Annotated in this window: 14 protein-coding genes; 12 read left to right on the forward strand and 2 right to left on the reverse strand. The window is 72.0% G+C overall.

Annotated features, from left to right (window positions below; all coding sequences use genetic code 11):
- Window positions 1-12: 12 nt before the first annotated feature.
- Together idi and galE are read right to left on the reverse strand one after the other, a co-directional pair.
- Complete coding sequence (gene idi / locus ACZ79I_RS35955) at window positions 13-606, reverse strand: isopentenyl-diphosphate Delta-isomerase (protein ID WP_471503356.1); 594 nt, start codon at window positions 604-606, stop codon at window positions 13-15.
- Window positions 607-930: 324 nt separating this feature from the next.
- A complete protein-coding gene (gene galE, locus ACZ79I_RS35960; RefSeq protein WP_471503358.1) occupies window positions 931-1911 on the reverse strand; it encodes a UDP-glucose 4-epimerase GalE in 981 nt (326 codons plus the stop codon).
- A gap of 345 nt (window positions 1912-2256) precedes the next feature.
- Between galE and ACZ79I_RS35965 the strand changes: the two genes are divergently transcribed.
- The 12 genes from ACZ79I_RS35965 to ACZ79I_RS36020 all read left to right on the forward strand — a co-directional run bounded on the left by ACZ79I_RS35965 (window position 2257) and on the right by ACZ79I_RS36020 (window position 14297).
- Window positions 2257-4062, forward strand: coding sequence for a DUF5941 domain-containing protein (locus ACZ79I_RS35965; RefSeq protein WP_471505427.1), 1806 nt, complete (start codon window positions 2257-2259; stop codon window positions 4060-4062).
- Window positions 4059-4811 carry a phosphocholine cytidylyltransferase family protein gene (locus ACZ79I_RS35970; protein ID WP_471503360.1) on the forward strand — a complete coding sequence of 251 codons (753 nt, stop codon included), beginning with the start codon at window positions 4059-4061 and terminating at the stop codon, window positions 4809-4811. Before ACZ79I_RS35965 ends, ACZ79I_RS35970 begins: the two co-directional genes overlap by 4 nt.
- Complete coding sequence (locus tag ACZ79I_RS35975) at window positions 4799-5860, forward strand: iron-containing alcohol dehydrogenase family protein (protein WP_381080202.1); 1062 nt, start codon at window positions 4799-4801, stop codon at window positions 5858-5860. Before ACZ79I_RS35970 ends, ACZ79I_RS35975 begins: the two co-directional genes overlap by 13 nt.
- Window positions 5838-6617 carry a CDP-alcohol phosphatidyltransferase family protein gene (locus ACZ79I_RS35980; RefSeq protein ID WP_471503363.1) on the forward strand — a complete coding sequence of 260 codons (780 nt, stop codon included), beginning with the start codon at window positions 5838-5840 and terminating at the stop codon, window positions 6615-6617. Before ACZ79I_RS35975 ends, ACZ79I_RS35980 begins: the two co-directional genes overlap by 23 nt.
- Window positions 6618-6652: 35 nt before the next feature.
- Window positions 6653-7534 (forward strand): glycosyltransferase family 2 protein, encoded by an 882-nt coding sequence (locus tag ACZ79I_RS35985; protein ID WP_471505429.1) that lies wholly within the window; start codon window positions 6653-6655, stop codon window positions 7532-7534.
- Between the two features lie 100 nt (window positions 7535-7634).
- Complete coding sequence (locus ACZ79I_RS35990; RefSeq protein WP_471503365.1) at window positions 7635-8558, forward strand: ABC transporter permease; 924 nt, start codon at window positions 7635-7637, stop codon at window positions 8556-8558.
- Window positions 8551-9330 carry an ABC transporter ATP-binding protein gene (locus tag ACZ79I_RS35995; RefSeq protein ID WP_471503367.1) on the forward strand — a complete coding sequence of 260 codons (780 nt, stop codon included), beginning with the start codon at window positions 8551-8553 and terminating at the stop codon, window positions 9328-9330. Before ACZ79I_RS35990 ends, ACZ79I_RS35995 begins: the two co-directional genes overlap by 8 nt.
- A 330-nt stretch (window positions 9331-9660) precedes the next feature.
- Window positions 9661-10593: a squalene synthase HpnC gene (gene hpnC / locus ACZ79I_RS36000; RefSeq protein WP_471503369.1), complete on the forward strand. Its 933-nt coding sequence runs from the start codon at window positions 9661-9663 to the stop codon at window positions 10591-10593.
- On the forward strand, window positions 10590-11540 hold the full coding sequence (hpnD, locus tag ACZ79I_RS36005) for a presqualene diphosphate synthase HpnD (protein WP_471503371.1): 951 nt from the start codon (window positions 10590-10592) through the stop codon (window positions 11538-11540). The genes hpnC and hpnD overlap by 4 nt, the downstream gene beginning before the upstream one ends.
- The gene (locus ACZ79I_RS36010; protein WP_471503373.1) at window positions 11537-11680 is read left to right on the forward strand and encodes a DUF6380 family protein; all 144 of its coding nucleotides are present in this window, start codon (window positions 11537-11539) and stop codon (window positions 11678-11680) included. The genes hpnD and ACZ79I_RS36010 overlap by 4 nt, the downstream gene beginning before the upstream one ends.
- Window positions 11677-13170 carry a hydroxysqualene dehydroxylase HpnE gene (gene hpnE / locus ACZ79I_RS36015; protein WP_471503375.1) on the forward strand — a complete coding sequence of 498 codons (1494 nt, stop codon included), beginning with the start codon at window positions 11677-11679 and terminating at the stop codon, window positions 13168-13170. Before ACZ79I_RS36010 ends, hpnE begins: the two co-directional genes overlap by 4 nt.
- Window positions 13167-14297 (forward strand): polyprenyl synthetase family protein, encoded by a 1131-nt coding sequence (locus ACZ79I_RS36020; protein WP_471503377.1) that lies wholly within the window; start codon window positions 13167-13169, stop codon window positions 14295-14297. The genes hpnE and ACZ79I_RS36020 overlap by 4 nt, the downstream gene beginning before the upstream one ends.
- Window positions 14298-14377: the final 80 nt, after the last annotated feature.

Genomic DNA, 14377 nt, shown 5'->3' on the forward strand with positions numbered 1-14377 from the left:
CGGACCCCGGGGTCACCAGCCCGCGGACGGGCCCGTCAGCTCCCTGACCGCCGGCCGCGCCGCGTCCAGGACCGTCGTGAACCACGACGAGAACGTGTCCCTCGCGTGCCGCTCCGCCAGCTCCCCGGCGGTCACGAAGGCCGTCGCCCCGACCTCCTCCGGGTCCGGGCGTACGGCGGACTGCACCAGACCCACGAAGAGATGGTTGTACTCCTGCTCCACCAGACCCGAGTCCGGGTCCGGGTGGTTGTAGCGCACCGTGCCCGCCTCGGCGAGCAGCGACGGGGAGACCCCCAGCTCCTCGTACGTCCGCCGGGCCGCCGCGGCGAACGGCGCCTCGCCCGGGTAGGGGTGGCCGCAGCAGGTGTTCGACCAGACGCCGGGGGAGTGGTACTTGCCCAGGGCCCGCTGCTGGAGCAGCAGCCGGCCGCGGTCGTCGAACAGGAATACCGAGAACGCCCGGTGCAGCTGCCCCGGCGGCTGATGGGCGGCGAGCTTCTCCGCCGTGCCGATCGTGGTGCCGTCCTCGTCGACCAGCTCCAGCAAGATCGCGTCAGCGGTGCCGTTCGACGAACGGTGCGTCGCGGTGGCAGGTGTGATCGGCATACCCATCCTTCGCATCGGTTGTCCAGCCCAAGTCTGCCGTACGAATCCGGCACTCCCGGCACTTCGCGACTCCCCGCATGTCCCCGTCCCGCCGGTCGGGACGGGCCGTACGGCCCTCACGGAACAGTCGCCGGAAGCGGCCGGATACCTGATCGTTTCCCGGCGTCACCGAAGGGGAACCGTCCGCCCGGCAGGGAATGATCAGCGCCGGCGTGTCCGGCCCGGGTCCGGGTCTCGCTTCGGGTCCGGGTCTCGCTTCGGGTCCCGGTCCCGGTCCGGGCCCGGCCCTGGTCCCCGCCCGGCCACCGCGACCGGTCGCCCCGGTCAGCCGGGGTTCGCCCCCGGGTGGTGCAGCCGCCAGCCGCGCCAGGCCGACTCCACCATCTCGCGCACCCCGTGCCGGGCGTGCCAGCCCAGCTCCCGCTCTGCCAGCGCGGACGACGCCACCGCGCGCGGGGCGTCGCCGGGGCGGCGCGGCTCCACGACCGCGGGCGTACGGTCACCGGTCACCTCGCCGATGATCGTGACCAGTTCGCGCACCGAAACGCCTTCACCGCGGCCGATGTTGACGGTCAGATCACCCCTCGCGCCCCCCGCCAGCCGCCGGGCCGCCGCGAGGTGTGCGTCGGCGAGGTCGGCGACATGGATGTAGTCGCGGACGCAGGTCCCGTCCGGTGTCGGATAGTCGTCGCCGAAGATCCGCGGGGCCTCGCCGCGGGTCAGCCGGTCGAAGACCATGGGGACGACGTTGAAGACGCCCGTGTCCGCGAGTTCCGGCCGGGCCGCGCCCGCCACGTTGAAGTAACGCAGGCACACGGTCGCGATGCCGTGCGCCCGGCCCGCGGCGCGCACCAGCCACTCGCCCGCGAGCTTCGTCTCGCCGTACGGGCTCATCGGGACGCAGGGCGTGTCCTCCGTGATGAGGTCCGCGTCGGGGTTGCCGTAGACGGCTGCGGACGAGGAGAACACGAACCGCTCGATCCCGGCACCCGCGACCGCGTCCAGCAGCGTCGCCAAGCCGCCCACGTTGTCCAGGTAGTAGCGCGTCGGCTGGGCCACGGACTCGCCGACCTGCTTGTGCGCGGCGAGGTGCACCACGCCCGTCACCGCGTGCTCGGCGAAGACCCGCTTCAGCAGTTCCCCGTCCAGTGCGGAGCCCTGGACCAGCGGAACACTCTCGGGGAGCCGTCCGGGCACCCCGGCCGAGAGGTCGTCGAGGACCAGGACGCGCTCACCCTCGGCGGCCATCGCCCGTGCCACGTGCGCCCCGATGTACCCGGCCCCGCCGGTGATCAGCCATGTCATGGCACCTCACCCTATGCCCGTCCGGTGACCGCCGGTCGGCGCCGGTCCGTCCTCGCCGCGGCAGGGACGGGGACACGGGCCCCGCCCGGAGCACGGCGGTGGCCTCGATGTCGCGAATGTCCTGGTCTGTGGCCGGTGGTTTGTGGCGTGCCCCTCCGATCCCCGATGATGATCGCGGCAGCGGCCGCCCAGACCGGGTTGATCGTCCCGTGAACGGGTGGTGAACACCGGCTTCCAGGTATCCGATAGCCTCTGCCGACATGCCGTCCGGCCCCTGTCCCGGGCGCCCCAGACCACACACATGACCGGCGCCCGCGCGCGTCGGGACTCAGGGAGTGAGTTCGTCTGTCGACCGCCATCCTCACCGGCCAGCCGGTCCCCGGATCGTCGCTCGAGGGCGATCTGCGGTCCCTCGGCTTCGACGTGCGGGTCGCCACCGACGCCGGTGACGCAGAGACACTCCTCGCCGCGGTGCCGGCGAACCAGCGGGTCGCGATCGTCGACGCCCGGTTCGTGGGCCATCCGCACGCGCTGCGGCTCGGCCTCACCGACCCCCGCTTCCCGGCCGCGGCGCTGCCGGGCGCCCTCACCGCCCAGCCCGCGGCCCGGCAGGCGCTGACGCGGGCCCTCGCCCGCGAGAACTCCGCGGCGACCGGCCACGCGACCGTCGTCACCGGCGACCTCGCCGAGCGCATCGCCGAGGCCCTCGACGCCGACGGCGTCCCCGTGCACCGCCCCGAACTCGGCACGCTGGTCGCCGTCGTCCCCGCCGACCCCCAGGCCCGCAACGAGGCCCGCCAGGCGGTCTCGGCCGTCGACGACGAGGCCGTGCGGCTGCGCAGCGCCGTCAAGGCCCGCGACGGCTTCTTCACCACGTACTTCATCAGCCCGTACTCGCGCTACATCGCCCGCTGGTGCGCCCGCCGCGGACTGACCCCCAACCAGGTCACCACCGCCTCGCTGCTCACCGCCCTGATCGCGGCGGGCTGCGCGGCCACCGGCACCCGCGGCGGCTTCGTCGCCGCGGGCATCCTCCTCATCCTCTCCTTCGTCCTCGACTGCACCGACGGCCAGCTCGCCCGCTACTCCCTGCAGTACTCGACGCTCGGCGCCTGGCTCGACGCCACCTTCGACCGCGCCAAGGAGTACGCCTACTACGCCGGCCTCGCCCTCGGCGCGGCACGCGGCGGAGACGACGTCTGGGCGCTCGCGCTCGGCGCCATGGTGCTGCAGACCTGCCGGCACGTGGTCGACTTCTCCTTCAACGAGGCGAACCACGACGCGACCGCCAACACCAGCCCCACCGCGGCCCTTTCGGACCGCCTCGACTCCGTCGGCTGGACGGTCTGGGTGCGCCGGATGATCGTCCTGCCGATCGGTGAGCGCTGGGCGATGATCGCCGTCCTGACCGCGGCCACCACTCCCCGTATCACCTTCTACGCGCTGCTGATCGGCTGCGCCTTCGCGGCGGCCTACACGACCGCGGGCCGCGTGCTGCGCTCGCTCACCCGCAAGGCGCGGCGGACGGACCGGGCGGCCGCGGCGCTGGCCGACCTCGCGGACAGCGGGCCGCTCACCGAGCTGCTGCTGCGCGCGGTCCGCGGGACCTCGCGTCACGCGGCGCCTTACCTCGCCCTGGTGGGCGGCGCGCTCGTGGTCAGCTCGGCCCTGCTGTGGGGCGCCGGCTGGCAGTCCGTCCTGTGCGCCGTCGGCTACGCCCTGGTCTCCTCCGCCGCCGTCGCGCGCCCGCTCAAGGGCGCCCTCGACTGGCTGGTTCCCCCCTTCTTCCGCGCCGCCGAATACGGCACCGTCCTGGTACTGGCGGCCGAAGCGGACGTGAACAAGGCGCTTCCCGCGGCTTTCGGGCTGGTGGCCGCGGTCGCCTACCATCACTACGACACGGTGTACCGCATCCGCGGCGACGCCGGGGCGCCACCGCGCTGGCTGGTGCGCGCGACCGGGGGACACGAAGGCCGGACACTGCTGGTCACGGTGCTGGCCGCGCTGCTCACCGCAGCACAGTTCACGGTCGCGCTCACGGCCCTCGCCGGGTACGTGGCCCTGACGGTGCTCGCCGAGAGCATCCGCTTCTGGGTGGCCGCTCACCGGGCCGGCGCGCCCGCCGTACACGACGAAGGAGAACCCGCATGATCGGCCTCGTGCTGGCGGCCGGCGCCGGACGGCGTCTGCGCCCCTACACCGACACCCTGCCCAAGGCTCTGGTGCCGGTGGGGCCCGCGGGCATAGAGGACGGCCCGACGGTCCTGGACCTCACGCTCGGCAACTTCGCCGAGATCGGTCTGACCGAGGCCGCGATCATCGTCGGCTACCGCAAGGAGGCCGTGTACGAGCGCAAGGCGGCCCTCGAACAGAAGTACGGTCTCAAGCTCACCCTCATCGACAACGACAAGGCCGAGGAGTGGAACAACGCCTACTCCCTGTGGTGCGGCCGTGACGTCCTCAAGGAGGGCGTGATCCTCGCCAACGGCGACACCGTGCACCCGGTCTCCGTCGAGAAGACGCTGCTCGCCGCCCGCGGCGACGGCAAGAAGATCATCCTCGCCCTCGACACGGTGAAGAACCTCGCCGACGAGGAGATGAAGGTCGTCGTGGACCCCGGCAAGGGCGTCCAGAAGATCACCAAGCTGATGGAGCCGTCCGAGGCGACCGGCGAGTACATCGGCGTCACCCTCATCGAAGGCGACGCCGCCGCCGACCTCGCCGACGCGCTGCGGACGGTCTGGGAGACCGACCCGCAGCAGTTCTACGAGCACGGCTACCAGGAGCTGGTCAACCGCGGCTTCACGATCGACGTGGCGCCCATCGGCGACGTCCCGTGGGTCGAGATCGACAACCACGACGACCTGGCCCGGGGACGGGAGATCGCGTGCCGGTACTGACGAGGCTCATTCCCTCGCCGGTCGTCGTGGACATCCGCCCAGGTGCCCTGGACGACCTGGCCTCCGTGCTCGAGGACGAGCGCATCTCGCACTCGGGCAAGCTCGCGGTCGCGGTCAGCGGCGGCTCCGGGGCCCGGCTGCGCGACCGGCTCGCCCCGGCCCTGCCCGGCGCCAGCTGGTACGAGGTCGGGGGCGGCACCCTCGACGACGCGATCCGGCTGGCCGGCGAGATGAAGGCCGGCCACTACGACGCGGTCGTGGGCCTCGGCGGCGGCAAGATCATCGACTGTGCCAAGTTCGCCGCGGCACGCGTCGGCCTGCCGCTGGTGGCCGTGCCCACGAACCTCGCGCACGACGGTCTGTGCTCGCCGGTCGCGACCCTCGACAACGACGCCGGCCGCGGCTCCTACGGCGTGCCGAACCCCATCGCGGTCGTCATCGACCTGGACGTCGTCCGCGAGGCCCCGGTGCGGTTCGTGCGCGCGGGCATCGGCGACGCCGTGTCCAACATCTCGGCGATCGCGGACTGGGAGCTGGCCAACCGGGTCAAGGGCGAGAAGATCGACGGCCTTGCCGCGGCGATGGCGCGCCAGGCCGGCGAGGCCGTGCTGCGCCACCCCGGCGGCGTCGGCGACAACGGTTTCCTCCAGGTACTGGCCGAGGCGCTGGTCCTCAGCGGCATCGCCATGTCGGTGTCCGGCGACTCCCGCCCGTCCTCCGGCGCGTGCCATGAGATCAACCACGCCTTCGACCTCCTCTTCCCCCGGCGTGCGGCCGCCCACGGCGAGCAGTGCGGCCTGGGCGCCGCCTTCGCGATGTACCTGCGCGGGGCCCACGAGGAGTCCGCGTACATGGCGCAGGTGCTGCGCCGCCACGGGCTGCCCGTGCTGCCGGAGGAGATCGGCTTCACGACGGACGAGTTCGTCCGGGTCGTGGAGTTCGCCCCGCAGACCCGGCCAGGCCGCTACACGATCCTCGAACACCTCGACCTGAAGACCGACCAGATCAAGGACACATACGCCGACTATGTCAAGGCCATCGGTAGCTGAACTGCGTCCCGTCGTCCACCCCGCGGGAGTGAAGGACCGGCGCAGCGGCGAGCACTGGGCGGGACGCCTCTACATGCGGGAGATCTCGCTGCGGGTGGACCGCTACCTGGTCAACACCAGGGTCACGCCCAACCAGCTGACCTACCTGATGACCGTCTTCGGGGTCCTCGCCGCCCCGGCACTGCTGGTGCCGGGCGTGGCGGGCGCCGTGCTCGGTGTGGTGATGGTCCAGCTCTACCTGCTGCTCGACTGCGTCGACGGCGAGATAGCCCGCTGGAAGAAGCAGTTCTCCCTCGGCGGGGTGTACCTCGACCGGGTCGGCGCCTACCTGTGCGACGCCGCGGTGCTCGTCGGCTTCGGCCTGCGCGCCGCCGATGTCTGGGGCCCGGGGCGGATCGACTGGCTGTGGGCCTTCCTCGGTACCCTCGCCGCGGTCGGCGCCGTCCTGATCAAGGCCGAGACCGACCTGGTGGGCGTCGCCCGCCACCAGGGCGGACTGCCGCCGGTCAAGGAGGCGGCGTCCGAGCCGCGCTCGTCCGGCCTGGCGCTGGCCCGCCGGGCGGCCGCGGCGCTGAAGTTCCACCGGCTCGTGCTCGGGATCGAGGCGTCCCTGCTGATCCTGCTGCTGGCGATCCTGGACGCCGTCCGGGGAGACCTGTTCTTCTCCCGGCTCGGTGTCGCGGTGCTCGCCGGCATCGCCCTGCTGCAGACGCTGCTGCACCTCGTGTCCATCCTCGCGTCCAGCAGGCTGAAGTGAGCGGGGCCACCACAGTCGGGGCCGTCATCATCACGATGGGCAACCGGCCCGCCGAGCTGCGCGCCCTCCTCGACTCGGTGGCCAAGCAGGACGGCGACCCCGTCGAGGTCGTCGTGGTCGGCAACGGCTCGCCCGTCCCGGACGTCACGGAGTTCTCACCGGCCGTCCGGACGGTGGAGCTGCCCGAGAACCTCGGCATCCCCGGCGGCCGCAACGCCGGCATCGAAGCCTTCCGCTCCAAGGGCACCGACGGCTACGACGGCTACGACGGCTACGACGTCGATGTTCTGCTGTTCCTGGACGACGACGGCCTCCTCGCCCGCACCGACACCGCCGAGCTGTGCCGCCGGGCCTTCGCCGCCGACCCGGACCTCGGGATCATCAGCTTCCGCATCGCCGACCCCGACACCGGCCGGACCCAGCGCCGGCATGTGCCGCGGCTGCGCGCCTCCGACCCGATGCGCTCGTCCCGGGTCACCACCTTCCTCGGCGGCGCCAACGCCGTCCGTACGGCGGTCTTCGCCGAGGTCGGGGGGCTGCCGGACGAGTTCTTCTACGCCCATGAGGAAACCGACCTGGCCTGGCGGGCGCTGGACGCGGGCTGGATGATCGACTACCGGGCCGACATGGTGCTGTACCACCCGACGACCGCCCCCTCCCGGCACGCGGTCTACCACCGTATGGTCGCCCGCAACCGGGTGTGGCTGGCCCGCCGCAACCTTCCCGCCCTCCTCGTCCCCGTCTACCTGGGCGTCTGGATGCTCCTCACGCTGCTGCGCCGCCCCTCGCGGGCTGCCCTGAAGGCGTGGTTCGGCGGGTTCAAGGAGGGCTGGACGGCCCCGTGCGGCGCCCGGCGTCCCATGAAATGGCGTACGGTGTGGCGGCTGACCCGACTGGGCCGGCCTCCGGTCATCTGACAAGCTCGGTACTCGGAACCACGCGGGCGGGACCCACAACCCGGCTCCCACCCGTGCGCGGGCGGACCGCGCATCCCGAACACGGAGAGTTTGCCAACCTGTGAGTGATACAACGCACGGCGGTGTCGCGGTGAGCGCCCCGTCGCCCGATGACGGACTGACCGCCGCCGAACTGGCCGCGAAGTACGGGCTCTCGGTCAGCGGAGCCCGGCCCGGACTCGTCGAGTACGTCCGCCAGCTGTGGGGACGGCGCCACTTCATCCTCGCCTTCTCCCAGGCGAAGCTCACGGCCCAGTACAGCCAGGCCAGGCTCGGCCAGCTGTGGCAGGTGGCCACGCCGCTGCTGAACGCGTTCGTGTACTACATGATCTTCGGGCTGATCCTGAAGGCCGGACGGGGCATGACGACGGGCACGTACATCCCGTTCCTGGTGACCGGCGTCTTCGTCTTCACCTTCACCCAGAACTCGGTCATGGCCGGTGTGCGGGCGATCTCCGGCAATCTGGGCCTGGTGCGCGCGCTGCACTTCCCACGCGCCTCGCTGCCCGTCTCGTTCGCGCTCCAGCAGCTCCAGCAGCTGCTCTTCTCGATGGTCGTGCTGTTCGTCGTGGCGGTGGGATTCGGCAGCTATCCGAGCCTGTCCTGGCTGCTGATCGTCCCGATCCTGGCGCTGCAGTTCTGCTTCAACACCGGCCTCGCCCTGATCCTGGCGCGCATGGGTGCCAGGACCCCGGACCTCGCCCAGCTGATGCCGTTCATCCTGCGGACCTGGATGTACGCCTCCGGTGTGATGTTCTCCATCCACACCATGCTGGCGGGCCGCCCGGCATGGGTCGTCCACGCCTTGCAGGTGAACCCCGCCGCCGTCTACATGGACCTGATGCGCTTCGCGCTCATCGAGGACTACGTCGCAGAGAACCTCCCGCCGCACGTCTGGGCCGTCGCGCTGTCCTGGGCCGTCGTCGTCCTCGCCGGCGGATTCGTGTACTTCTGGCGGGCCGAGGAGCGGTACGGCCGTGGCTGAGCGGTACACCGGAACCGGGGTGCCCACCGTCATCGCCGACGACCTGCACATCGTCTACCGGGTCAACGGCGCCAAGACCGGCAAGGGAAGCGCGACCGCCGCCCTCAGCCGCATCCTCAGGCGCGGCGAAGAGCGGGGTGTGCGCACGGTGCACGCGGTCCGGGGCGTCTCGTTCGTCGCCTACCGCGGTGAGGCCGTCGGCCTCATCGGCTCGAACGGCTCCGGCAAGTCCACGCTGCTGCGGGCCGTCGCCGGTCTGCTGCCCGCGGAGCGGGGCAGGGTCTACACCGACGGCCAGCCGTCCCTGCTCGGGGTGAACGCGGCGCTGATGAACGACCTGACGGGCGAGCGGAACGTCATTCTGGGCGGCCTCGCGATGGGCATGTCCCGCGAGGAGATCGACGCCCGCTACCAGGAGATCGTCGACTTCTCCGGCATCAACGAGAAGGGCGACTTCATCACCCTGCCCATGCGCACCTACTCCTCCGGCATGTCGGCGCGGCTGCGGTTCTCCATCGCGGCCGCCAAGAACCACGACGTGCTGCTCATCGACGAGGCTCTCGCCACCGGCGACCGCAAGTTCCAGACACGGTCCGAGGAGCGCATCCGGGAGCTGCGCAAGGAGGCCGGCACGGTGTTTCTGGTCAGTCACAGCAACAAGTCGATCAGGGACACCTGCGACCGCGTCCTGTGGCTGGAGCGCGGCGAGCTGCGGATGGACGGCCCGACCGACGAGGTCATCAGGGAGTATGAGAAGTTCACGGGCAAATAGGACGCCGTCACCCGGGCCCCGCCGGAACGCTCCGGCGGGGCCCGGCGTCTGCAAAGGAAACGCCAACTCCCTTTTGACTTAGGAATCTTGAGGCCAATCGGTGTGTTGTTGTGATGCGCCGGACACCCCGACGAAGCGTGCCGCGTTGTACAACGTAAGCTGTACCGGTGCTGATTCGCGGCAAGTGGGGCGATAATGCCCCACACCCTCATACCTGCCGCGCTGTGCGGGCAGCCGGGCGGCGTGTCCGAAATAGGATCTAATGGGCCAGCGGTGTAGAACGGGAGATGTGACGGCAATGGCTACGGAAAGTCTCCAGACCCGCGAGGCATGTGCCGTCTCCGCGCCGGGCGGCGAGCGGTGACCCAAGCCGCGACGGCGAGCGCCGGTGACCCGGAGCGTGTCACCCTCGACAAGGCCGCGGACGAGAACTTCCCCGTGGCACCCTTCTTCCTGCCCAGGAACTGGCGCGCCGACCTGATGGCCGTCTACGGCTTCGCGCGTCTCGTCGACGACATCGGTGACGGCGACCTCGCCCCCGGAGGTGCCGACGCCCGCCTCCTCGGCGTGTCGCCCGACGAGGCCGAGGACCGCCTTGTCCTCCTCGACGCCTTCGAGGCCGACCTGCGCAGGGTCTTCGACGCGACGCCCCGTCACCCCCTGCTGAGGCGCCTCCAGCCCACGGTCCGGCGCGTCGGCCTCACCCCCGAGCCGTTCCTCGGCCTGATCGCGGCCAACCGCCAGGACCAGCTCGTCACGCGCTACGAGACCTACGACGACCTCCTCGCGTACTGCGAACTGTCCGCCAACCCGGTCGGCCGGCTCGTCCTGGCCGTCACCGGTACCGCCACCCCGGAGCGCGTACGGCGCTCCGACGCGATCTGCACGGCGCTGCAGATCGTCGAACACCTTCAGGACGTCGCGGAGGACCTGCGCCGCGACCGTATCTACCTGCCTGCGGAGGACATGAAGCGTTTTCATGTCCAGGAGACGGATCTCGCCACGAAAACAGCAGGCGCATCGGTGCGCGCGCTGGTTGCATACGAAGCGGAACGCGCCCTCGGTCTCCTGAATGAAGGCGCCCCCCTTGTGGGTAGCGTCCACGGCAGGCTGAGGCTGCTGCTCGCGGGGTTCGTGGCGGGGGGACGAGCGGCGATCCACGCGATCGCCGCCGCCGAATACGACGTACTTCCCGGCCCGCCCAGGCCCGGCAAGCTCCGGTTGCTGCGCGAGGCGGGCGTGACTCTGCGAGGAGAGGGGTGATCCGGACCGTGGAGTCTCCACCACACGTGTCCCCACCGGTACTCGCCGCGTACAGCTACTGCGAGGCCGTGACCGGGCAGCAGGCCCGTAACTTCGCGTACGGCATCAGGCTCCTGCCGACGCCGAAGCGCCGCGCGATGTCGGCGCTCTACGCGTTCTCCCGGCGTGTCGACGACATCGGCGACGGCGCGCTTCCGGCGGACGTCAAGACGGCGCGGCTCGAGCGGACCCGGAAGCTGCTCGCCCGGGTCCGCGACGGGGAGGTGGCCGAGGACGACACCGACCCCGTCGCGGTCGCCCTCACCCATGCCGCACGGCACTTCCCGATCCCGCTGGAGGGTCTCGACGAACTCATCGACGGTGTCCTCATGGACGTGCGTGGCGAGACCTACGAGACCTGGGACGATCTGAAGGTCTACTGCCGGTGTGTGGCCGGGGCCATCGGACGGCTCTCGCTCGGCGTGTTCGGTACGACGCGGGGGGCGCGCGGCATCGAGCGCGCGCCGGAGTACGCCGACACGCTCGGGCTCGCGCTGCAACTCACCAACATCCTCCGCGACGTCCGCGAGGACGCCGAGGGCGGGCGGACGTATCTGCCCGCCGACGACCTCGCCAAGTTCGGCTGCTCGGCCGGGTTCCGCGGACCGACCCCACCCGAGGGCTCCGACTTCGCGGGCCTCGTGCACTTCGAAGTGCGTCGGGCCCGCACCCTTTTCGCCGAGGGCTACCGGCTGCTGCCCCTGCTCGACCGGCGCAGCGGCGCCTGCGTCGCCGCGATGGCAGGCATCTACCGCCGGCTCCTCGACCGCATCGAGCGCGATCCGGAGGCCGTGCTGCGCGGCCGTGTCTCGCTGCCCGGACGCGAGAAGGCGTACGTCGCCGCGCGCGGCCTCTCGGGCCTCGACGCCCGGCATGTGACCCGGCGGACGGTCAGGAGGCCCACATGACGGACAATCCGGTCCAAGGCGACTCCAGCGCCGAAAAGCGGCACGCAACCCTCCGCTGCGGCGCGGCGTCCCTGACTGCGACGGCCTGCCGTGCATCGTTCAAGCATCACGGCGGACCGGCAGGGGAGGAAGCGCCATGAGCGACGGCACACAACCGGAGGACCGGGCGTCCGGAGCCCCGGGCCGCCCCGTGGCGCCGTCCGTCTCCGGGACGTCCGCCGTGGTGGTCGGCGCGGGCCTCGCGGGGATCACGGCCGCGCTCGCGCTCGCCGACGCCGGGGTGCGGGTCACCCTGCTGGAGGGCCGGCCGCGGCTGGGCGGTCTCGCCTTCTCCTTCCAGCGCGGCGACCTGACCGTCGACAACGGCCAGCATGTCTATCTGCGCTGCTGCACCGCGTACCGCTGGTTCCTCGACCGCATCGACGGGACCGCGCTCGCACCCCTGCAGGATCGTCTCGACGTGCCCGTTCTCGACGCGAACGGCACCCCCGGACGGCGGCTCGGCAGACTACGGCGCGACGCGCTGCCCGTGCCGCTGCATCTCGGCCGCAGCCTGGCCACCTACCCCCATCTCTCGTTCGCCGAGCGGGCCGCGGTGGGGCGTGCCGCACTGGCGCTCCGAGCGCTCGACCTCGGGGACCCCGCGCTCGACGCGCAGGACTTCGGCAGCTGGCTGGCCGCGCACGGCCAGTCGGCGCGTGCCGTCGAGGCACTGTGGGACCTCGTCGGGGTCGCCACCCTCAACGCGGTGGCCGGCGACGCCTCGCTCGGGCTCGCCGCGATGGTGTTCAAGACGGGTCTGCTGTCCGCCCCGGGCGCGGCCGACATCGGCTGGGCACGCGTCCCCCTGGGTGAACTGCACGACCGGCTGGCCCGCAAGGCGCTCGACTCCGCGGGCGTCCGCACCGAGGTCCGTACACGCGTCACCTCCATCTCCCCCTACGAGAACGGGCGCTGGAGCGTTCAGGTTCCCGGCGACCGCATCGAGACCGACGCCGTGGTCCTCGCCGTGCCGCAGCGCGAGGCCCACGCCCTGCTGCCCGCCGGAGCCCTGAACGCCCCCGACCGCCTGCTCGACATCGGCACCGCGCCGATCCTCAACATCCACGTGGTCTACGACCGCACGGTGCTCACCCGGCCGTTCTTCGCCGCCCTCGGCTCCCCGGTGCAGTGGGTCTTCGACCGCACCGAGGCATCCGGGCTGTCGAGGGGCGGGCCCGAAGGGCCTCCGTACAAGGGCGGTGGTGGGCGACGGGTGGGCCAGTACCTCGCGCTGTCGCAGTCGGCCGCGCAGGACGAGATCGACGAGCCCGTCGCCGCGCTCCGCGAGCGCTATCTCCCGGAACTCCGGCGGCTGCTGCCCGCCACGCGCGACGCCGAGGTGAAGGACTTCTTCGTGACCCGGGAGCGCACCGCGACGTTCGCCCCCGCCCCCGGCGTCGGGCGGCTGCGGCCCGGCGCCCGCACCGAGGCACCCGGCCTCTGCCTGGCCGGAGCGTGGACCGCCACAGGGTGGCCCGCGACCATGGAGAGTGCGGTCCGCAGTGGAGTCGGTGCGGCGGGCGCCGCGCTGAACGCCCTGGGCCGGTCCGGTGCCCACCTCCTCGACCTCTTCGAGGAGGCGGCATGAGCGTCGATCTGCACGGGACAGGCCCCCGCACCCCCGGTACCGCAACAAGAGGAGAGACTGTGCCCACTGTGCCCCCGGCCGAGACGGCTGCCGACGCGGTGGAGGTGTCCGCGCTCCTGGAGCGCGGCCGGACCCTGGCCACCCCGGTGCTGCGGGCGGCCGTCGACCGCCTGGCACCGCCCATGGACACCGTCGCCGCCTACCACTTCGGCTGGATCGACGCCCAGGGCAACCCCGCGGACGGCGACGGCGGCAAGGCCGTGCGCCCCGCGCTGGCCCTGCTCTCCGCCCAGGCCGCGGGCAAGGCCCCCGAGGTGGGCGTGCCCGGCGCGGTCGCGGTCGAGCTGGTGCACAACTTCTCGCTGCTGCACGACGACCTGATGGACGGCGACGAACAGCGCCGCCACCGCGACACCGTCTGGAAGGTGCACGGCCCGGCCCAGGCGATCCTGGTCGGCGACGCCCTGTTCGCCCTGGCGAACGAGATCCTGCTGGAACTCGGCACCGCGGAGTCCGCCCGCGCCGCCCGCCGGCTGACCACCGCCACGCGCGCCCTGATCGACGGTCAGGCGCAGGACATCTCCTACGAGCACCGCGACCGCGTCAGCGTCGCGGAGTGCCAGGAGATGGAGGGCAACAAGACTGGCGCCCTGCTGGCCTGTGCCTCCTCCATCGGTGCGGTCCTCGGCGGCGCCGACGACCGCACCGCCGACATCCTGGAGAAGTACGGCTACCACCTCGGCCTCGCCTTCCAGGCCGTCGACGACCTCCTCGGCATCTGGGGCGACCCGGAGGCCACCGGCAAGCAGACCTGGAGCGATCTGCGCCAGCGCAAGAAGTCCCTGCCCGTGGTGGCGGCGCTGGCGGCGGGCGGGCCCGCCTCCGAGCGGCTCGGCGGGATCCTCGCCGAGGACGCCAAGAGCAGCGACTTCGAGAACTTCTCCGAGGAGGAGTTCGCCGCGCGCGCCGCGCTGATCGAGGAGGCGGGCGGCCGCGACTGGACCGCCCAGGAGGCGCGCCGCCAGCACGCGATCGCCGTCGAGGCCCTGGACGCCGTCCGGATGCCCCCGGAGGTGCGCGCCCGGTTCACGGCACTCGCCGACTTCGTCGTCGTACGGAAGAGATGATCATTATCGGTCGAAGACACCTCGCGTAGTCGCCGGCCGGCGCCTCCCCCGGCTTCCGGTTCCGCTCGGGCCGGGGAACC

Source organism: Streptomyces sp. PSU-S4-23, from assembly GCF_055632315.1.